This is a genomic window from Pseudocitrobacter sp. 73, from assembly GCF_008369545.1.
Classification (GTDB): Bacteria; Pseudomonadota; Gammaproteobacteria; order Enterobacterales; family Enterobacteriaceae; genus Pseudocitrobacter; species Pseudocitrobacter vendiensis.
Window position 1 is genome coordinate 110304 of sequence record NZ_VTZO01000001.1, and the last position, 20900, is coordinate 131203.

The following is a 20900-nucleotide window of genomic DNA, read 5'->3' on the forward strand; positions in this document are numbered from 1 at the left end:
TACTACCTCAAAATACCGATCGCTCAATAATAGCCTACAAACGCTGCTTGAACTGGTAATAACGCCCCTGTTGCGACAGCAATTCTGCGTGAGTACCTTGCTCAATGATTTGCCCGTTGTCCATCACCACGATGCGATTAAAACGCGCCAGCCCACGCAGGCGATGCGTCACCATCAGCACGGTTTTATCACGCATTAACTCTGCCAGTAAATCAAGAATCTGGCTCTCTGTCGTGGCATCCAGCCCTTCGGTGGGTTCATCCAGCAGCATCAGCGGCGCATCGTGCAGTAATGCGCGGGCGATTGCCAGACGACGCAGCTCACCACCGGACAGCTGGCGTCCGCCTTCGCCCAGCCAGCTGTTGAGACCGCTATCTTCCAGCAGTTTGCTAAGGCCTGTCTGTTCCAGAACGCCACTCAGTTCGGCATCGCTGGCGTCAGGACGTGCCAGCAGAAGGTTATCGCGCAGTGTGGCGCTAAAAAGATGCACACGCTGCGGCACCACGCTCATGGTGCGGCGCAGTGTCAATTCGTCCAGATTGCCGAGCGGTTGCTCATTAAGCAAAATCGCCCCTTGCTGCGGATCCCATGCGCGCGTAATCAACTGAAGCAACGTCGATTTACCACAACCTGTACGCCCCAGAATGGCAATATGTTCACCTGCGTTGATCTGCAGGGAGATATCGCTGAGCGCTGACTGCGCCTGCTCCGGATAGCGGAAAGTCACTTTCTCAAAGCGTAGCGCAACCTGGGTTGGTACAGCGGCTTTTGTTTGTGGGAACGTCACTTCAGGTTTTTGCTCGATAATCTGCGTCAGACGCAGCGCTGAAGCAATCACCTGACCAAGATGCTGGAACGCGCCGGTAACCGGGGCCAGCGCTTCAAACGCGGCCAGCGCACAGAAGACAAACAGCGCAATCAGCGCGCCAGGCTGCGTGTTGCCGCCTACGCCACCGGCGGCCAGCCAAAGCATGGCGATGACAGCTAAGCCGCCAATCAGCAGCATCAGCGCTTGCGACAGAGCCGTCAGCTCCGACTGGCGACGCTGTGCGTCATGCCAGTTTACTTCTGTCTGTTCCATCTGTTCGCGGTATCGCGTACTGGCGTTAAAAATCGTCAGCTCAGCCTGACCCTGTAACCAACTGGTCAACTGCTGGCGATAGCGCCCACGCAGGTGCGTTAATTGCTCGCCGGTGGGTTTGCCGGCACGATAGAACAGCGGCGGCAGCAAAAAGAGCGTCGGCAGCATAATACCGCCGAGGGTCAGTGCCAGCGTGCCATCCAGGAAACTCAGCCCGAAGGTCACGACCAGAATAACCACCAGCGCGCCGACTAACGGCGAAATCACGCGCAGGTAAAGATGGTCCAGCGTATCAACATCAGCCACCATACGGTTGAGCAGTTCGCCCTGACGAAAACGTGCCAGCCCGGCAGGGGAGAGGGGAAGCAATTTGCTGAAGGTGAAGACGCGCAGGTGCTGCAACACGCGGAAGGTGGCGTCGTGACTGACCAGACGCTCGAAATAGCGTCCGGCGGTACGGATAATCGCTGAACCGCGTACGCCTGCCGCCGGCAGCATGTAGTTAAAGCTGTAGACGCCCGCCACGCCGACGACGGCGGAGGCCGATAAGAACCAGCCAGAAAGCGTGAGCAAGCCAATGCTCGCCAGCAGGGTGACAATCGCCAGCACCACGCCAAGCGTCAGCAGCCATTTATGGCGTTTATACAGCGCCAGGTAGGGGAGTAACGCGCGCATTTAGATTTCCTCCTGACGGTTGGCGAGCAGATGCGCAAACGGTCCTTGCGCCCCGGCAAGCTGCTGATAGCTGCCTTGCTCAACAATCTGACCGTTATCCATCACCCAGATAGCATCCCAGTCGGTAATTTCTTCCAGTTGGTGCGTTACCATCAACGTGGTTTGCTGCGTAGAGGCGCGCGTCAGCGCCTGCATGACACGCTGCTCACTGTGCGCGTCAAGGCTGGCGGTGGGCTCATCGAGCAACAATAACCGACAGGGCATCAGCAACGCGCGTGCAACGGCAACACGCTGCGCCTGGCCGACGGAGAGACGCGCGGCCTGATCGCCTACCACGGTGTCAAGGCCCTGCGGAAGCTGCGATAAAAACTCGCTGACCCAGGCGTTATCCAGCGCGGCCTGTAACTGTAGCTCGCTGGCGTGAGGATTGGCCAGCAGAACGTTTTCGCGCAGCGTGGCGGCCGGGAGCTGCGGGTTCTGCCCGACCCAACTCATCATGCGCCGCCAGCTTTCGGGGTGGAGCTGACTCAGTTCCACACCATTAACTTGTAAAGAACCGGTATACGGCAGAAACCCTGCCAGCGTGTTCAGCAATGAGCTCTTTCCGGAGCCGCTTTGCCCCACCATCACCACGCGCTGCCCGGCCTCCAGACTAAAGTTCAGTGGCCCGGCAAGGGTTTTCCCTTCTGGTGAGGTTATGAACAGATCCGTTGCGGTTAGGGTCACAGGCTCTTTATCATTGATTTCTCGCTCACCTTGTTCGGGATGCGCCAGCGGCGTTTCCATAAAGGTTTTTAAACTGTCGGCTGCGCCAACGGCCTGCGCTTTGGCGTGATAGAAGGTGCCTAAATCGCGCAATGGCTGGAAAAACTCGGGCGCGAGGATTAATGCGAGGAAGCCCGACGAGAGCGTGACTGCCATCCCGTAGCTGCCAAAATTGAGTTCGCCGAGATAAGAGAAGCCAAAATAGACCGCTACCAGGGCAATCGAGAGCGAGGTAAAGAACTCCAGCACGCCGGAAGAGAGAAACGCCATGCGTAATACTTCCATCGTGCGCTGACGGAAATCCTGCGAGGCTTCGCGGATATTTTCGGTTTCAGCTTCCCCGCGACCAAAGATACGCAGTGTTTCCATCCCACGCAGGCGGTCAAGGAAATGGCCGCTCAGGCGAGCCAGCGCCTGGAAGTTGCGACGGTTAGCATCCGCCGCGCCCATACCGACCAGCGCCATAAACAGCGGGATCAACGGAGCGGTGAACAGCAGAATTAGCGCGGCCGCCCAGTTCGATGGGAAGATTGCGACCACAATCAGCAGCGGTACACATACGGCCAGCGCCATTTGCGGCAGATAACGTGCATAGTAGTCGTGCATGTCGTCGATCTGCTCAAGAATCAACGTCGCCCAACTGCCCGCAGGCTTGCCCTGTATCCATGCCGGGCCTGCCTGTTGCAGGCGATCAAGCACCTGCTTACGGATTTCGAAGCGAATATGCTGCCCCGCGTGGAACCCCACGCGTTCGCGCAGCCACACCACCCAGGCGCGCAGAATAAAGACCAGCACCAGCAGCACAAAAGGCAGCAGCAGCGCCTCGCGCGGAATATTTTCCATAATCATGTGGTGCAGAATGCGGGCCAGAAGCCAGGCTTGCGCGATAATTAATGCGCCGCTGACAAAGCCCAGCAAACGGGAAATCATCAACCAGCGACGGGAGATCAAACTTTGCTGTTTTAACCAGCGGGTGAGTTCTTGTTGGCGGCTTTTATTCATTGCGTGCTTCGCAGGTGCTTGTAATGAGAATTTTTAGGCACGGCAATGTTACATCGCGGCAAAAATAAAGGCGACCTATAGTCGCCTTATTTACCTTTGTTACTGACTTGTAAAGATTATTTACATGCGTCAGCCAAACCGTCGAGATAACGCTCTGCATCCAGCGCCGCCATACAGCCAGTGCCCGCAGAGGTAATCGCCTGGCGGTAGATGTGGTCCATGACATCGCCTGCGGCGAAAACGCCAGGGATGCTGGTTTGGGTGGCGTTGCCATGAATACCCGATTGCACTTTGATGTAGCCGTTTTCCAGTTCCAGCTGACCTTCAAAGATAGCCGTATTCGGGCTGTGGCCGATGGCGACAAACAGACCGGCAACGTCCAGCGTTTCAATGTTGTCGCTGTTTTGCGTATCGCGCAGACGCAGGCCGCTCACACCCATCTGATCGCCCGTCACTTCTTCCAGCGTACGGTGGGTGTGCAGCACGATGTTACCGCTTTCCACTTTATCCATCAGACGCTTGATCAGGATTTTTTCCGCGCGGAAACTGTCGCGACGGTGAATCAGATGCACTTCAGCAGCGATGTTAGAGAGATACAATGCTTCTTCAACCGCGGTGTTACCTCCGCCGATGACCGCAACTTTCTGGTTGCGATAGAAGAAACCGTCGCAGGTCGCGCAGGCGGAAACGCCGCGGCCTTTGAACGCGTCTTCAGAAGGCAGCCCCAGATAGCGAGCAGATGCACCCGTGGCAATGATCAACGCATCGCAGGTGTATTCGCCGCTGTCGCCAATCAGGCGAAACGGACGATTTTTTAAATCCACGCTGGTGATGTGATCGAACAGAATTTCGGTTTCGAATTTCGTCGCATGCTCGTGCATCCGTTCCATCAGCAGCGGCCCGGTCAGGTCGTTTGGATCGCCAGGCCAGTTTTCCACTTCTGTGGTGGTGGTCAGCTGACCGCCTTTTTCCATGCCGGTAATCAATACCGGGTGCAGGTTTGCGCGTGCGGCGTAGACCGCTGCGGTGTATCCCGCAGGTCCTGAACCAAGGATAAGCAGCTTACTGTGTTTGGCCGTGCCCATGAGATCCCCATAATTGTTGGCAGACATTGGGCAGGATTGTAGGGAATTTGTTGACGTAAAAAAAGGGCAGAGCGATTTTGTTAACGATATGTGCAATAGCAAGAACCGATGAATTGATGGTTTTTGCTACAAGAAATATAACTATTCCTACTGTCAGTCGCCCAATTATAAGACGATTTGCTATCAATTTTGCCCCACTGATAATGAATATCCGGCATGTTGTACTAAAAAACGATGTTTTGCTTTGACAATCCCCTGTGCTTTTGCGAAAACATTCAAGGAAGAAGAAAAGCAGTGTTGGCAGTGTTACGAATTTTAATGCACTGAAACACCATTTTTACCCGGCTCGCTGAAATCTACTTATGGTGTGGACAGACATCATACGTGATGTCAGCGGTGCTTTGCGGCGCCGGGCTTCTCATACACGTACCCCTGGGTTATGCGCTGTCAATGAATAGATTGCGCATGGACAACGGGTTCAGGCTCTGAACAGTGAAGTGCACAGGGTCAAGACAGGAGTAGGGAAGGAATACAGAGAGACAATAATAATGGTAGATAGTAAAAAGCGCCCCGGCAAAGATCTCGACCGCATCGATCGTAATATTTTGAACGAATTGCAAAAAGATGGGCGTATTTCCAACGTCGAGCTTTCAAAACGAGTAGGGCTTTCTCCGACGCCGTGCCTTGAGCGTGTGCGCCGACTGGAACGTCAGGGCTTCATTCAGGGCTATACTGCACTGTTGAACCCGCATTATCTGGACGCTTCACTGCTGGTCTTTGTTGAGATTACTCTGAATCGCGGTGCGCCGGATGTGTTTGAACAATTTAACGCCGCTGTACAAAAACTTGAAGAAATTCAAGAGTGTCATCTGGTTTCCGGTGATTTCGACTACCTGTTGAAAACCCGCGTACCGGATATGTCGGCATACCGTAAACTCCTGGGCGAAACCCTGCTGCGCCTGCCTGGCGTGAACGACACCCGTACCTATGTTGTTATGGAAGAAGTTAAGCAGAGTAATCGTCTGGTAATTAAGACTCGCTAATACGGAACAGGTGCAAAATCAGCTCAGTTTGATTACACTCCTGTTAATCCATACAGCAACAGTGCCGGGGAGACCCGGCGCTGTTGTCCGTTTTAGCATTTGGCACCTGGAGAGCCTTTCTTGAGCCAGGAATATACAGAAGACAAAGAAGTCAAACTGACAAAACTGAGCAGTGGACGCCGACTCCTTGAGGCGTTACTCCTCTTATGTTCCCTTTTTGCCATCTGGTTGATGGCGGCACTACTGAGCTTCAATCCTTCCGATCCCAGTTGGTCGCAAACAGCCTGGCATGAACCTATCCATAACCTGTGCGGCGCATCGGGCGCATGGCTTGCTGATACGCTGTTCTTTATTTTTGGCGTAATGGCTTACACCATTCCGGTGATAATCGTCGGCGGCTGCTGGTTTGCCTGGCGACACCGCGCCAGCGATGAATACATCGATTACTTCGCGGTCTCGTTACGCCTGATTGGCGTGCTGGCGATGATCCTCACCGCCTGCGGCCTGGCCGCGATAAACGCCGATGATATCTGGTACTTTGCCTCCGGTGGCGTGATTGGTAGCCTGCTCAGCACTGCGCTGCAACCGATGCTGCACAGCAGCGGCGGCACCATTGCGCTGTTGTGTATCTGGGCGGCGGGCTTAACGCTGTTCACCGGCTGGTCCTGGGTCAGCATTGCCGAGAAAATCGGTAGCTGGATCCTCAATATTCTCACCTTCGCCAGTAATCGTACGCGCCGGGATGACACCTGGGTGGACGAAGAAGAGTACGAAGATGACGAAGAGTATGAAGATGATGAACCCGTTGCGAAACGTGAGTCTCGTCGGGCGCGTATTCTTCGTGGCGCGCTGGCGCGCCGTCAGCGTATCGCTGAAAAATTCTCTAACCCGATGGGGCGCAAGACTGATGCGGCGCTTTTCTCGGGAAAACGCATGGATGACCCTGAAGAGGCGGTGCAGTACAGCGCGCGTGGTGTCCAGGCCGATCCTGATGATGTGTTGTTCTCTGGCTCTACCGCATTGCGCCCGGATGCCGATGATGTGTTGTTCTCTGGCTCAAGCGCAGTACGCAGCGAAAGCGATGAATACGATCCGCTGCTGAACGGTCATTCCGTGAACGAACCCATTGCCGCCGCTGCCGCTGCTACAACGGCGACACAGGCCTGGGCGGCCCCGGCTGACCCTGTGACGACAGCACCGAGCGCAGTCGATGGAGCAGCGCAGCCTGCCGTTGAATGGCAAACGGTCTCTGCTGCAAATCCGGTGGAACCATCAATCGCGCCTGCGCCAGAAGGTTGGCCGCCTGCTCAACCTCAGCAGTATCAGGATGACCCGCTGTTGCAGGGCTATCAACAACCTCAGCCGTATGTGCAGGAACCGGTTTATCAGCAACCTGAGCCGGTGTACGAACAGCCGCAGCAATACGTTCCAGAGCCGGTCTATCAACAGCCGCAGCCGTACGCGCCAGAGCCTGTCTACCAACAACCTCAGCCGCAGACGTCAGAACCTGTCTACGAACAGCCGCAGCCGTATTCATCGGAGCCGGTTTATCAACAGCCGCAGGTTGAGCCTGCTGCGCCTGAATCGGTTGTAGAAGAAGAACCGAAGCCACATCAGCGTCCTCCGCTTTACTATTTCGAAGAAGTGGAAGAAAAACGTGCACGCGAGCGTGAGCAACTGGCTGCCTGGTATCAACCGATTCCAGAGCCGCTGGCCCCGGTTGAGCAGCATATTGCACCAGCCGTTGCGCCAGCGATAGACCCGACGCCTGCCGTCGCGCCTGTCGCCGCCAGCGTGCGTGAGGCTTCCTCCACCGTTGCAGCCGCCGCCACGGCAGCCGCTGCCGCACCGCTCTTCAGCCCGGTTGATGGTCCGCGCCCACAGGTGAAAGAGGGCATAGGTCCGAAACTGCCGCGCCCTAACCGCGTACGCGTGCCTACTCGCCGCGAGCTGGCGTCTTTTGGAATCAAACTGCCGTCACAACGTATGGCAGAAGAACGTGCCCGTGGCATGGAGCGCGATCAGCACGATGTTGATATCGACAACCTGACTGATGATGAAGCCGATGCGCTGCATCAGGATGCTTTAGCGCGTCAGTTTGCGGCAACGCAGCAGCAGCGTTACGGCAGTAATACAGATATCGATAGCGCAGAAGACGATGCAGATGATGCCGCCGAAGCGGAACTGGCTCGCCAGTTTGCCGCCAGCCAGCAGTCGCGTTATGCCAGTGAACAGCCGGCAGGCGCGCATCCGTTCTCGCTGGATGACTTCGATTTCTCGCCAACTAAAGCGCTGGTCGATGACACCCCGAAAGCCCCGCTGTTTACGCCGAGTGTAGCGCCTGAGCCGCAGGTGCAGCAGCCTCAGGCACAGCCGCATTATCAGCAGCCACCTGTGCAGCAGCCGCCGCAGCATCAGCAGGCTTACCAGACTCAGGTGCAGCAACCACCAGTGCAACAGCCGCATTATCAGCAGCCACCTGTGCAGCAACCACAGCAGCAGGGCTATCAGCCTCAGGTTCAGCAGCCGCAACAACCGGCTCCGCAGCCTAAAGAGAGCCTGATTCACCCGCTGTTGATGCGTAACGGTGACGATCGTCCGGCGCTTAAGCCGACCACACCGCTGCCGTCCTTAGATTTGCTGACTCCGCCGCCAACGGAAGTTGAGCCGGTGGATACCTTCGCGCTGGAACAAATGGCGCGTCTGGTTGAAGCACGTCTGGCCGATTTCCGTATCAAAGCGGATGTCGTGAACTACTCTCCAGGCCCGGTCATCACTCGCTTCGAGCTGAACCTGGCACCAGGTGTGAAAGCGGCACGTATCTCTAACCTGTCGCGTGACCTGGCTCGTTCACTCTCCACCGTCGCTGTGCGCGTGGTGGAAGTCATTCCAGGTAAACCGTACGTTGGCCTGGAATTGCCAAATAAAAAACGTCAGACCGTCTATCTGCGCGAAGTGCTCGACTGTGCACGTTTCCGCGATAATCCGTCGCCACTCTCTGTGGTGCTGGGTAAAGACATCGCCGGTGAACCGGTGGTAGCGGATCTGGCGAAAATGCCGCACCTGCTGGTCGCCGGTACCACCGGTTCTGGTAAGTCGGTCGGCGTGAACGCCATGATCCTCAGCATGCTTTACAAAGCGCAGCCTGAAGATGTGCGTTTCATCATGATCGACCCGAAAATGCTGGAGCTTTCCGTTTATGAAGGTATTCCACATCTGTTAACGGAAGTGGTTACCGACATGAAAGACGCGGCCAACGCCCTGCGCTGGAGCGTTAACGAGATGGAACGTCGCTATAAGCTGATGTCGGCATTGGGCGTGCGAAATCTTGCAGGCTACAACGAGAAAATTGCCGAAGCGAAACGCATGGGGCGTCCGATTCCGGACCCATACTGGAAGCCGGGCGACAGCATGGATGCCACGCATCCGGTGCTGGAAAAACTGCCGTACATCGTGGTGCTGGTGGATGAATTTGCTGACCTGATGATGACGGTCGGTAAAAAAGTGGAAGAACTGATCGCTCGCCTGGCACAGAAAGCGCGTGCCGCGGGTATCCACCTGGTGCTGGCGACCCAGCGTCCGTCAGTTGACGTTATCACTGGTCTGATTAAAGCGAATATTCCGACGCGTATCGCGTTCACCGTGTCGAGCAAAATCGACTCCCGCACCATCCTCGATCAGGGCGGCGCAGAATCGCTGCTGGGGATGGGTGACATGCTCTACTCCGGGCCTAACTCCAGCACGCCGGTGCGTGTTCATGGCGCGTTTGTGCGCGATGAAGAAGTTCACGCCGTGGTGCAGGACTGGAAAGCGCGTGGTCGCCCGCAGTATATCGACGGCATCACCTCCGACAGCGAAAGTGAAGGCGGCGGTGGCGGCTTAGACGGTGGCGAAGAGCTGGACCCGTTATTCGATCAGGCAGTGAACTTTGTGACCCAAAAACGCAAAGCCTCGATCTCTGGCGTACAGCGCCAGTTCCGCATCGGTTATAACCGTGCGGCGCGCATCATCGAACAGATGGAAGCGCAGGGTATCGTGAGTGAGCAAGGGCACAACGGTAACCGCGAAGTGCTTGCGCCACCGCCGTTCGAGTGATCGTAAAACCAGGTAAATAAGTCAAAATTCAGTATTTTCTTCTGTCGCCTCGCCATGCTTAGGCCTAAAGTGAGCGACAGAAGACTCCCGTCGGGAGCATGATGCGATTAAGGATTAACGATGAAAAAGGCAGCAATCACGTGTGCATTACTTTCCAGCTTTGTTGTCAGTAGCGTCTGGGCAGATGCTGCCAGCGACCTGAAAAGCCGTCTTGATAAAGTAAGCAGCTTCCACGCGAGCTTCACCCAGAAAGTGACTGACGGTAGTGGCAATGCGGTACAGGATGGTCAGGGCGATCTGTGGGTAAAACGCCCGAATCTGTTTAACTGGCACATGACTCAGCCGGATGAAAGCATTCTGGTGTCTGATGGTAAAACCCTGTGGTTCTACAACCCGTTTGTGGAGCAGGTCACCGCCACGCGTCTGAGCGATGCAACGGGGAATACGCCGTTTATGCTGATCGCCCGTAACCAGTCCAGCGACTGGGCGCAGTACAACATCAAACAGAGCGGCGATGACTTTATGCTGACGCCGAAAGGCAGTAACGGCAACCTGAAGCAGTTCACCATTAACGTTGGCCGCGATGGCACCATCCATCAGTTCAGCGCCATTGAACAGGACGACCAGCGCAGCAGCTATCAGCTGAAATCGCAGCAAAATGGCGTGGTGGATGCGTCTAAGTTTACCTTTACGCCGCCAGCCGGGGTGACGGTGGACGATCAACGTAAGTAGAGGTAAGTCGTGAGCAACATGTCGCTCGACTTTTCAGATAATACCTTTCAACCTCTGGCCGCCCGTATGCGGCCAGAAAATTTAGCGCAGTACATCGGCCAGCAGCATCTGCTGGCGGCCGGGAAACCGCTGCCGCGCGCTATTGAAGCCGGGCATTTGCACTCGATGATCCTGTGGGGGCCGCCAGGCACCGGTAAAACGACCCTTGCGGAAGTGATTGCCCGCTACGCCAGCGCGGATGTCGAACGCATCTCTGCGGTGACGTCTGGGGTGAAAGAGATCCGCGAAGCCATTGAACGCGCCCGGCAAAATCGCAATGCCGGACGTCGCACCATTTTGTTTGTCGATGAAGTCCACCGTTTCAATAAAAGCCAGCAGGATGCCTTTCTGCCGCACATTGAAGACGGCACTATTACTTTTATCGGCGCGACAACCGAAAACCCCTCGTTTGAACTGAACTCGGCGCTGCTCTCCAGGGCGCGCGTCTATTTGCTGAAATCGCTCACTACTGAGGATATTGAGCAGGTTCTGGCTCAGGCGATGGAAGACAAAACGCGCGGCTACGGCGGACAGGATATTGTGTTGCCGGAGGATACCCGCCGGGCGATTGCCGAACTGGTGAACGGCGATGCGCGTCGTGCCCTGAATACACTGGAAATGATGGCCGATATGGCCGAAGTGGATGATTCCGGCAAGCGCACGCTTAAACCTGAACTGTTAACGGAAATCGCCGGTGAGCGCAGCGCGCGCTTTGATAACAAAGGCGATCGTTTCTACGATTTGATTTCCGCGCTGCATAAATCGGTGCGCGGTAGCGCGCCGGATGCCGCGCTTTACTGGTACGCACGCATCATCTCCGCCGGTGGTGACCCTCTGTACGTCGCGCGTCGTTGCCTGGCAATTGCCTCAGAAGATGTTGGCAACGCTGACCCGCGCGCGATGCAGGTCGCCATTTCCGCATGGGATTGTTTCACCCGCGTTGGCCCGGCGGAAGGTGAACGGGCAATTGCCCAGGCGATTGTGTATCTCGCCTGTGCGCCAAAAAGTAATGCCGTTTATACCGCTTTCAAAGCCGCAATGGCCGATGCGCGTGAACGCCCGGACTACGACGTGCCGGTTCACCTGCGAAATGCGCCGACCAAACTGATGAAAGAGATGGGCTACGGGCAGGAGTATCGCTATGCCCATGATGAGCCAAATGCCTATGCTGCCGGTGAAGAGTACTTCCCACAGGAAATGGCACAAACGCGCTATTATCGTCCAACTAACCGTGGCCTTGAAGGCAAGATTGGCGAAAAGCTCGCCTGGCTCGCTGAACAGGATCAAAATAGCCGCACAAAACGCTACCGCTAGCGCAGGCGTTGCGGTAATGTTGGCAATGTATCTTTGCAACCGCAGGCTGCGGTTGCATTCCCTTTTTTAATTCGATAAGCACAGGATAAGCATGCTCGATCCCAATCTGCTGCGTACCGAGCCAGACGCAGTCGCAGAAAAACTGGCACGCCGGGGCTTTAAGCTGGATGTAGATAAACTTCGCGCTCTTGAAGAGCGTCGTAAAGTGCTGCAGGTAGAAACCGAAAACCTGCAGGCAGAGCGCAACTCGCGATCGAAATCCATTGGCCAGGCGAAAGCGCGCGGGGAAGATATCGAGCCATTACGCCTGGAAGTGAACAAACTCGGTGAGCAGCTTGATGCCGCGAAATCTGAGCTGGATGTGCTGCTGGCAGAAATCCGCGATATCGCACTGACTATCCCGAACATTCCGCACGACGATGTGCCGGTCGGTAAAGACGAAAACGACAACGTTGAAGTCAGCCGCTGGGGTACGCCGCGTGAGTTCGATTTCGAAGTCCGCGACCATGTAACGCTGGGCGAAATGCACAGCGGCCTCGATTTCGCTGCGGCAGTGAAACTGACCGGTTCCCGCTTTGTGGTGATGAAAGGCCAGATCGCGCGCATGCACCGCGCACTGTCTCAGTTCATGCTGGATCTGCACACTGAACAGCATGGCTATAGCGAGAACTATGTGCCGTATCTGGTTAACCAGGACACGCTGTACGGTACGGGTCAGTTGCCGAAATTTGCCGGTGACCTGTTCCATACGCGTCCGCTGGAAGAAGAAGCCGACAGCAGCAACTATGCATTGATCCCAACGGCTGAAGTGCCGCTGACCAACCTGGTGCGCGATGAAATTATCGACGAAGACGACCTGCCGATCAAAATGACCGCGCATACGCCGTGCTTCCGCTCTGAAGCTGGTTCTTACGGTCGTGATACCCGTGGTCTGATCCGTATGCACCAGTTCGACAAAGTTGAGATGGTACAGATTGTTCGCCCGGAAGACTCTATGGCTGCGCTGGAAGAAATGACCGGTCATGCAGAGAAAGTGCTGCAGCTGCTGGGTCTGCCATACCGCAAAATTATTCTGTGCACAGGGGATATGGGCTTCGGTGCCTGCAAAACCTATGACCTGGAAGTGTGGGTTCCGGCGCAGAATACCTACCGCGAGATCTCTTCCTGCTCTAACGTCTGGGATTTCCAGGCGCGCCGTATGCAGGCTCGTTGCCGTAGCAAGTCTGATAAGAAAACCCGTCTGGTGCACACCCTGAACGGCTCCGGCCTGGCAGTAGGTCGTACGCTGGTAGCGGTGCTGGAAAACTACCAGCAGGCTGATGGTCGTATTGAGGTGCCGGAAGTTCTGCGCCCGTACATGAATGGCCTCGAATATATCGGTTAATTCACCTTTCTTATGTAAAAAGCGCCTGCGGGCGCTTTTTTTATGCCCATCATTGATACTGAGCAATACCTTAACGATTCAAAAGAGAAATACTCCCTTCGAAGTAACCCGCAGCATATAAAACTAAAAATTAAAAATTTCTCTATATATACATCTATATAGCGATGGTGTTTTCAATGTGAGCAACGAAGTGAGTATCCATGAAAATTAAGACCCCCGATGCCATTCTGGCAGCCGAGGTCAGCCGTCGCGGTTTGATGAAAACCTCGGCAATTGGCGGCCTGGCGATGGCCAGCAGTGCCTTCACGCTCCCGTTTAGCCGTATGGTAAGCGCTGCTGATGCGTTAGCCCCGGCAACTGCCGCTGAGCGTCTCACCTGGAGCGCGTGTACCGTAAACTGTGGTAGCCGTTGCCCGCTACGCATGCACGTTGTGGATGGTGAGATCAAATATGTCGAAACCGACAACACCGGTGATGATAACTACGACGGCTTACATCAGGTTCGCGCCTGTCTGCGCGGGCGTTCTATGCGCCGCCGTGTCTACAACCCGGATCGACTGAAATACCCGATGAAACGCGTAGGCAAACGCGGCGAAGGGAAATTTGAGCGCATCAGTTGGGAGGAGGCGTTCGATACCATCGCCACCAACATGCAGCGCCTGATCAAAGAGTACGGTAACGAATCTATCTATCTCAATTATGGTACGGGTACGCTTGGCGGCACCATGACGCGCTCATGGCCGCCGGGAAACACCCTGGTTGCCCGCCTGATGAACTGCTGTGGCGGTTATCTGAACCATTACGGTGACTACTCGTCCGCACAGATTGCAGAAGGTCTTAACTACACTTACGGCGGTTGGGCCGACGGCAACAGCCCGTCTGATATCGAAAACAGCCAGCTGGTCGTGCTGTTTGGTAATAACCCTGGCGAAACGCGTATGAGCGGCGGCGGGGTAACGTACTATCTTGAACAGGCACGTCAGAAATCGAATGCGCGCATGATCATCGTCGATCCGCGCTATACCGACACCGGCGCCGGGCGCGAAGATGAATGGATTCCCATTCGTCCGGGTACCGACGGGGCGCTGGTTTCTGCACTGGCGTGGGTGATGATCAATGAGAACCTGGTCGATCAGCCGTTCCTCGATAAATACTGTGTCGGTTACGACGAGAAAACGCTGCCCGCGGGCGCGCCAGCCAATGGGCACTATAAAGCCTATATTCTGGGCCAGGGCAACGACGGTGTGGCCAAAACGCCGGAGTGGGCTTCTGCTATCACCGGTATTCCGGTGGACCGCATTGTGAAGCTGGCGCGCGAAATTGCAACCGCTAAACCAGCGTTTATTTCTCAGGGCTGGGGACCGCAGCGTCATGCCAACGGTGAAATCGCCACCCGTGCGATCTCTATGCTCTCTATCCTGACCGGTAACGTCGGGATTCACGGTGGTAACAGCGGCGCGCGTGAAGGATCTTACTCTTTGCCGTTCGTGCGCATGCCGACGCTGGAAAACCCGATTCAGACCAGCATCTCCATGTTTATGTGGACCGATGCCATCGAACGTGGTCCGGAAATGACCGCGCTGCGCGACGGTGTGCGTGGGAAAGAGAAACTCGATGTGCCGATCAAAATGATCTGGAACTATGCGGGTAACTGCATTATCAACCAGCACTCGGAAATCAACCGTACCCACGAAATCCTACAGGATGACAAGAAGTGCGAGCTGATTGTGGTGATCGACTGCCATATGACCTCGTCTGCGAAATACGCCGATATCATCCTGCCGGACTGCACCGCGTCTGAACAGATGGACTTCGCGCTGGATGCGTCCTGCGGCAACATGTCGTACGTCATCTTTGCTGACCAGGCGATTAAACCGCGCTTCGAGTGCAAAACCATCTATGACATGACCACAGAACTTGCCAAACGGATGGGTGTGGAGCAGCAGTTCACTGAAGGCCGCAATCAGGAAGAGTGGATGCGCCATCTGTATGAACAGTCACGCAAAGCAATTCCTGAGCTGCCGGACTTCGACACCTTCCGTAAGCAGGGGATCTTCAAACAGCGCGATCCGCAAGGACATCACGTTGCGTATAAAGCCTTCCGTGAAGATCCTCAGGCCAACCCGCTGACCACACCTTCGGGCAAAATCGAAATTTACTCTCAGGAACTGGCGAAAATTGCCGCAACCTGGGAACTGGCGGAAGGCGATGTTATCGATCCGCTGCCAATCTACACGCCGGGATTTGAAAACTATAACGATCCGCTGACCGAGAAATTCCCGTTGCAGCTGACCGGTTTCCACTATAAATCCCGCGTCCACTCAACCTATGGCAACGTTGAAGTGCTGAAAGCGGCCTGCCGTCAGGAAATGTGGATCAACCCGCTGGATGCGAAACAACGCGGTATCGCCAATGGCGATCGTGTGCGCATCTTTAACGACCGTGGCGAAGTGCATATTGAGGCGAAAGTCACGCCGCGTATGATGCCAGGCGTTGTCGCACTGGGCGAAGGGGCATGGTATGACCCGGATGCTAAAGGTGTGGATCAGGCGGGCTGTATCAACGTTCTGACGACGCAGCGTCCATCGCCGCTGGCGAAGGGCAACCCGTCACACACAAATCTCGTTCAGGTTGAAAGGGTGTAAGGAGTAATCGATGACAACCCAATACGGTTTTTATATTGATTCGAGTCGTTGCACCGGCTGCAAAACCTGCGAGCTGGCGTGTAAAGACTACAAAGATTTAGGCCCGGACGTCAGCTTCCGTCGTATTTACGAATACGCGGGCGGCGACTGGCAGGAAGACAACGGCGTCTGGCATCAGAATGTCTTTGCTTACTATCTCTCTATTTCGTGCAACCACTGCGAAGATCCGGCCTGTACCAAGGTTTGCCCGAGCGGCGCGATGCACAAACGCGAAGATGGTTTTGTGGTCGTCGATGAAGATGTCTGCATCGGCTGCCGCTACTGCCATATGGCTTGCCCGTACGGTGCGCCGCAGTACAACGCAGCGAAAGGGCACATGACGAAATGCGATGGCTGCCACGACCGCGTGGCAGACGGTAAAAAGCCAATCTGTGTGGAATCCTGTCCGCTGCGCGCGCTCGATTTCGGCCCGATTGACGAACTGCGCAAAAAACACGGTAACCTTGCCGCCGTTGCGCCGCTGCCGTCTGCGCATTTCACCAAACCGAGCATCGTCATTAAGCCGAATGCCAACAGTCGCCCAACCGGCGACACCACGGGCTACTTAGCCAATCCGAAGGAGGTGTGAGATGGGAAGTGGATGGCATGAATGGCCGCTGATGATCTTTACGGTCTTTGGTCAATGTGTGGTGGGGGCGTTTATCGTACTGGCACTGGCGCTGTTAAAGGGCGACTTACGTCCTGACGCACAGCAACGCGTGGTGACCGGGATGTTTGCGCTGTGGGTGCTGATGGGTATTGCGTTTATTGCCTCGACGCTTCACCTGGGTTCCCCAATGCGCGCATTCAACTCGCTGAACCGCGTGGGGTCATCGGCGCTGAGTAATGAAATTGCCAGCGGCGCAATCTTCTTTGCGGTCGGCGGCCTTGGCTGGCTGCTGGCGATGATGAAAAAACTGTCGCCAGCGCTGCGTGGGCTGTGGCTGATTGTCACCGCAGTGCTGGGCGTAGTATTCGTCTGGATGATGGTGCGTGTGTACAACAGCATTGATACCGTGCCGACCTGGTACAGTGTCTGGACGCCGATGAGCTTCTTCCTGACGCTGTTCATTGGCGGCCCGCTGCTGGGCTATCTGCTGCTGCGTGCGGCCGATGTCACCGGTTGGGCGATGCGTCTGCTGCCTGCCGTTAGCATCGTTGCGCTGGTGGTGAGCGTGGTGGTTGCGCTGATGCAGGGCGCTGAACTGGCGACGATTCACAGCTCTATTCAGCAGGCATCAGCACTGGTGCCGGATTACGGTTCGTTGATGGCCTGGCGCGTGGTGCTGATTGCCCTGGCACTGGTGTGCTGGGTTGCGCCGCAGTTGAGAGGGTATCAACCCGCGCTGCCGCTGCTGAGCATCGCGGTGGTGCTGGTTATTGCGGGTGAGCTGATTGGTCGCGGTGTCTTCTATGGCCTGCATATGACCGTTGGCATGGCGATTGCCAGCTAAGTTATTGCGGGTATGAAAAAAGCCAGGGCATCGCGCCCTGGCTTTTTAATGCTTTTTATCATGAAATTTTTCGACCAATCGTTCCGGCACGTTCCGGTAATAAACGAATAAAAACAATGAAATGATTGGTGGCGTGTATTTATTTCCGCTTCGTTGGATAAGAAACATCAATCGTCGCCCTATATTCCCCGCAGCCCCCGTCAGACGGGCGATTGACTTTAATTATGGCCGTGGCATGATGCGCTCGAAATCTGATCATCCTCACGGTTTTTACCCATGAACACCTATACTCGGCCGGTGCAGTTGTTGCTCTGTGGCTTACTTTTGTTGACTCTGGCGATCGCGGTATTAAATACGCTCGTCCCGCTTTGGCTCGCCCATGAAAACTTGCCAACCTGGCAGGTCGGGATGGTCGGATCCTCCTATTTCACCGGTAACCTGGTGGGAACACTGCTGACCGGACGCCTGATCAAGCGTATGGGGTTTAACCGTAGCTACTACATTGCCTCCGCGATTTTTGCCGTGGGCTGCGTAGGCTTAGGGGTGATGGTCGGGTTCTGGAGCTGGATGTTCTGGCGCTTTGTTGCGGGCGTGGGCTGCGCAATGATTTGGGTGGTCGTGGAAAGCGCGTTGATGTGCAGTGGCACATCGCGTAACCGTGGGCGTCTGCTGGCGGCCTATATGATGGTGTACTACGTCGGTACCGTGCTGGGTCAAATCATGGTTAGCAAACTGCCAACCGATCTGCTGACCGTGTTACCGGTGATGACGGGTCTGGTACTGGCCGCCATTTTACCGATGCTGTTTACGCGTATTAACAATCAGCAGGATGAAACACATGTTTCGACCCGCGTGTGGTCGATGTTCACGCTGCGTCAGGCGCGCCTTGGCGTAAACGGCTGCATTATCTCCGGGATTGTACTGGGATCGCTTTATGGCCTGATGCCGCTCTATCTTAACCACCAGGGTGTCAGCGATTCCGGCATCGGTTTCTGGATGGCGGTGATGGTCAGTGCAGGTATCGTGGGTCAGTGGCCGGTTGGCCGCCTGGCGGATCGCTATGGCCGTCTGTTAGTCCTGCGTGTCCAGGTCTTCGTGGTGATCCTTGGTTGCCTTGCAATGCTGAGCAATGCAGCAATGGCACCTGCGTTATTTGTTCTCGGCGCGTCCGGATTTACGCTTTACCCGGTGGCGATGGCCTGGGCCTGCGAAAAAGTGGAACATCATCAACTGGTATCGATGAACCAGGCGCTGCTGCTGAGCTATACCATCGGTAGCCTGCTCGGCCCGACGCTGACGGCAATGCTGATGCAGAATTATTCCGATAACCTGTTGTTCGTGATGATTGCCTGCGTCTCGTTTGTCTATTTGCTTATGCTGCTGCGTAAAGCCGGGCATCATCCGACGCCCGTGGCGCATGCCTGATCCGCACTCAAAGTGAAAGCCCGATAATTCAAATATTATCGGGCGTTACGATTATTTCGCCTGCGCCAGAATATTCCCTTCCCAGCCTCTCTGCGCATAGTCATTAAGACCGCTGATGGTTTTCACCGGCTGACCCGCACTGAAGTTGATTTGTTTTAAATCCACCCACACCTGTGAGGCGGCAAAGGTCGATTTAAAGTGATATTCCTGATGCGAGAGGTCAGATATCGTCGTCCAGTATGTGCCAATACCTTTGTTGTTTTCCGGTTTCTTACTGTATTTCGCGTACATATCTATGACTTTTTGCTCGCTACTTTCTGCCGGAATACCGATTGGGTAAGCCACGTTATTGATGACTGACAGGACAAATCCCTGAGCCTGGTTCTTGTTTTCCGGTTTTGGAAGATTTTGCAAGTTCCAGCTGGCGCGTACCAGACGCTGGTCTGCGTCAAGCCCGGTTGGAATAGCGTCGCGTTTCGCGTGGCTGAAGCGCGCGAGATTCGCTAACTGTTTATCGTAAGACGGTGGGTTAGTCATGACGCGGTAATTTTTATCGTGGTAAATTTTCACTTTGCCATTATCAATTTCAATGATGGCGGAGTCGCCGCTCTTATCCTCGATCGCGATATGTTTAGTATCCGTCGCGTAATCCACCGGCAGTTTAGCCGCAGCCAGACGCACGTTATGGCGAATTCCTTCGACGGCATCGTTGACCGTCGCATAGTTATCAAGGATATAGCTTAACCACGCCCGGCTTTCGAGCACTGGCTTTTCCTGATTATCCTGCTGTACCTGTGAGCCATTCATATAAAACAGCGTATGCCCCGCCAGGCCGGCTTCATTCATACCATCCATTGGAAAGACACCATCGGCATAAACTACGACGCTTCCATAACGTGTGGTCCAGTGCGCCGCTTTAGCGCTGTCTCCGCCATTATGGGCGATGCCTTTTGGGGTGATTACCAGTGATGGATCGACAGGGCCAAAGAAATCCAGGTTGCGGGCGGTGACCATATAGCCCGGAAACATGTTCATAAATGCGCGGGTACAGGCATCGGCGCTGACGCTTACCCCCGCAGTGAGTACCAGACCTAAAGCGACGGCGGAGATTTTTTGATTCTTCATTTTTCTTCCTCAGTTAAGTTCACCCGTCTATGTTAGGGTTAATATGCTCAGCGCAATAAATCACTTAGCGGGGGAAAATCCCCCGTAAATGGATAAGGAACCTATGGAGCCGATTAATTTTTCTCTGGCGCAAATTGAAGCGTTTGCCTGCGTTTGTGAGTGCGGAACCCTGACGCAGGCGGCGAAAAAGCTGAAGAAAGACAGGACGACGGTAAGTCAGCTTATTGATTATCTTGAAATAGACTTAGGTTATGTCCTGTTTGATCGCACGAAGCGTCCGCTTGAACTGACCGATTCCGGCAAACGTCTGTATCGGCAGGCACGATTGTTTTTACATGAAGCGCAGGCTTTTTCGCAGGTTGCTAAGCAACTGCCCGAGCAGCTCAAGACACAACTGAGGCTGTGCTATGACCCTTTCACGCCGCGTGATTTTTTACTCAGCCTGGCAAGCACTCTCGCGCAGCAACATATTTCACTGGATCTGCTGATGTGTGAACGCCAACAGGCGGAGCGTTGGCTGGATGAAGGGAAGGCGGACATCGGTATATATCAGGCTCTGAATCGTTCGGTTAACGATCATCTTAAGTGGCGAGCGGTGGGGGCAATTTCGCTCTCTGTCTGGGCGCGAAAAGGCTTTTTCCCGGTCTCGCCGGTATCCATGTTACACCTCGCCGCCAGCCCGCAGCTTGTGCCGTTCTGCACGTTGCAGCAGACGCTGGCGCAGCGTATTCAAATTGCCGACCGTATCATTCGCGTTAATGAAATCACGTTGCTGCAAAAACGGTTGTCCGCCGGAGACGGCTGGGCTTTTTTACCGCGCCATTTTGGCGTAGAAGGGTGGGAAAATGTTGAACGTCAGGAGACCGAGGCGGGAGATAAGGGGTTAACGCATCCGATGGTTGCGCTGTGGAAGCCTGGGCAGATACAACCTAATCAACTGGAGCAGGTTTGGGATGCGATTGATATGACGTGGAGAGAGGATGCGTGACTCCTGATG

General features: G+C 55.1%; 14 protein-coding genes. 10 read left to right on the forward strand and 4 right to left on the reverse strand.

The genetic code is table 11. From position 1 onward, the window contains the following. Positions 1-34: 34 nt before the first annotated feature. The 3 genes from cydC to trxB form a co-directional block, all read right to left on the reverse strand. Entirely contained in the window at positions 35-1756 is a 1722-nt protein-coding gene (cydC, locus tag F0Q32_RS00500; protein ID WP_149461490.1) for a cysteine/glutathione ABC transporter ATP-binding protein/permease CydC, read from the reverse strand. Next, positions 1757-3523: a cysteine/glutathione ABC transporter permease/ATP-binding protein CydD gene (gene cydD, locus F0Q32_RS00505; RefSeq protein WP_149461491.1), complete on the reverse strand. Its 1767-nt coding sequence runs from the start codon at positions 3521-3523 to the stop codon at positions 1757-1759. It lies immediately after the preceding gene. A 116-nt stretch (positions 3524-3639) separates the two neighbouring features. Then, a complete protein-coding gene (gene trxB, locus F0Q32_RS00510) occupies positions 3640-4608 on the reverse strand; it encodes a thioredoxin-disulfide reductase (protein WP_149461492.1) in 969 nt (322 codons plus the stop codon). Between the two features lie 548 nt (positions 4609-5156). Between trxB and lrp the strand changes: the two genes are divergently transcribed. From lrp to F0Q32_RS00560, 9 genes are all read left to right on the forward strand, one after another. Next, a complete protein-coding gene (gene lrp / locus F0Q32_RS00520; RefSeq protein ID WP_000228469.1) occupies positions 5157-5651 on the forward strand; it encodes a leucine-responsive transcriptional regulator Lrp in 495 nt (164 codons plus the stop codon). A gap of 120 nt (positions 5652-5771) precedes the next feature. Beyond that, a complete protein-coding gene (gene ftsK / locus F0Q32_RS00525; protein ID WP_149461494.1) occupies positions 5772-9746 on the forward strand; it encodes a DNA translocase FtsK in 3975 nt (1324 codons plus the stop codon). 120 nt (positions 9747-9866) lie between these two features. Beyond that, positions 9867-10478, forward strand: coding sequence for an outer membrane lipoprotein chaperone LolA (gene lolA / locus F0Q32_RS00530; RefSeq protein ID WP_149461495.1), 612 nt, complete (start codon positions 9867-9869; stop codon positions 10476-10478). Positions 10479-10487: 9 nt separating this feature from the next. Continuing rightward, on the forward strand, positions 10488-11831 hold the full coding sequence (gene rarA / locus F0Q32_RS00535) for a replication-associated recombination protein RarA (RefSeq protein ID WP_149461496.1): 1344 nt from the start codon (positions 10488-10490) through the stop codon (positions 11829-11831). A 91-nt stretch (positions 11832-11922) separates the two neighbouring features. After that, positions 11923-13215 carry a serine--tRNA ligase gene (gene serS / locus F0Q32_RS00540; protein WP_113857371.1) on the forward strand — a complete coding sequence of 431 codons (1293 nt, stop codon included), beginning with the start codon at positions 11923-11925 and terminating at the stop codon, positions 13213-13215. Between the two features lie 200 nt (positions 13216-13415). Next, positions 13416-15860: a dimethylsulfoxide reductase subunit A gene (dmsA, locus tag F0Q32_RS00545; RefSeq protein WP_149461497.1), complete on the forward strand. Its 2445-nt coding sequence runs from the start codon at positions 13416-13418 to the stop codon at positions 15858-15860. A gap of 10 nt (positions 15861-15870) precedes the next feature. Beyond that, entirely contained in the window at positions 15871-16488 is a 618-nt protein-coding gene (gene dmsB / locus F0Q32_RS00550; RefSeq protein ID WP_015965110.1) for a dimethylsulfoxide reductase iron-sulfur subunit DmsB, read from the forward strand. Between the two features lies 1 nt (position 16489). Then, entirely contained in the window at positions 16490-17353 is an 864-nt protein-coding gene (locus F0Q32_RS00555; RefSeq protein ID WP_149461498.1) for a dimethyl sulfoxide reductase anchor subunit family protein, read from the forward strand. 276 nt (positions 17354-17629) lie between these two features. After that, positions 17630-18778: an MFS transporter gene (locus F0Q32_RS00560; RefSeq protein WP_149461499.1), complete on the forward strand. Its 1149-nt coding sequence runs from the start codon at positions 17630-17632 to the stop codon at positions 18776-18778. Between the two features lie 51 nt (positions 18779-18829). On the opposite strand, the gene F0Q32_RS00565 is transcribed toward F0Q32_RS00560, so the two are convergent. Next, positions 18830-19903 carry a linear amide C-N hydrolase gene (locus F0Q32_RS00565; protein ID WP_149461500.1) on the reverse strand — a complete coding sequence of 358 codons (1074 nt, stop codon included), beginning with the start codon at positions 19901-19903 and terminating at the stop codon, positions 18830-18832. 88 nt (positions 19904-19991) lie between these two features. Here F0Q32_RS00565 and F0Q32_RS00570 point away from each other — a divergent pair, with 88 nt between their 5' ends. Then, on the forward strand, positions 19992-20891 hold the full coding sequence (locus tag F0Q32_RS00570; RefSeq protein WP_370516862.1) for a LysR family transcriptional regulator: 900 nt from the start codon (positions 19992-19994) through the stop codon (positions 20889-20891). The last annotated feature ends 9 nt before the right edge of the window (positions 20892-20900 follow it).

Bases quoted from the DNA above. Each gene is read 5' to 3' on its own strand.
- cydC (WP_149461490.1), bottom strand. From the start codon at position 1,756: ATGCGCGCGTTACTCCCCTACCTGGCGCTGTATAAACGCCATAAATGG.
- trxB (WP_149461492.1), bottom strand. From the start codon at position 4,608: ATGGGCACGGCCAAACACAGTAAGCTGCTTATCCTTGGTTCAGGACCT.
- cydD (WP_149461491.1), bottom strand. From the start codon at position 3,523: ATGAATAAAAGCCGCCAACAAGAACTCACCCGCTGGTTAAAACAGCAA.
- lrp (WP_000228469.1), top strand. From the start codon at position 5,157: ATGGTAGATAGTAAAAAGCGCCCCGGCAAAGATCTCGACCGCATCGAT.
- F0Q32_RS00555 (WP_149461498.1), top strand. From the start codon at position 16,490: ATGGGAAGTGGATGGCATGAATGGCCGCTGATGATCTTTACGGTCTTT.
- serS (WP_113857371.1), top strand. From the start codon at position 11,923: ATGCTCGATCCCAATCTGCTGCGTACCGAGCCAGACGCAGTCGCAGAA.
- F0Q32_RS00570 (WP_370516862.1), top strand. From the start codon at position 19,992: ATGGATAAGGAACCTATGGAGCCGATTAATTTTTCTCTGGCGCAAATT.
- dmsB (WP_015965110.1), top strand. From the start codon at position 15,871: ATGACAACCCAATACGGTTTTTATATTGATTCGAGTCGTTGCACCGGC.
- F0Q32_RS00560 (WP_149461499.1), top strand. From the start codon at position 17,630: ATGAACACCTATACTCGGCCGGTGCAGTTGTTGCTCTGTGGCTTACTT.
- dmsA (WP_149461497.1), top strand. From the start codon at position 13,416: ATGAAAATTAAGACCCCCGATGCCATTCTGGCAGCCGAGGTCAGCCGT.
- lolA (WP_149461495.1), top strand. From the start codon at position 9,867: ATGAAAAAGGCAGCAATCACGTGTGCATTACTTTCCAGCTTTGTTGTC.
- F0Q32_RS00565 (WP_149461500.1), bottom strand. From the start codon at position 19,903: ATGAAGAATCAAAAAATCTCCGCCGTCGCTTTAGGTCTGGTACTCACT.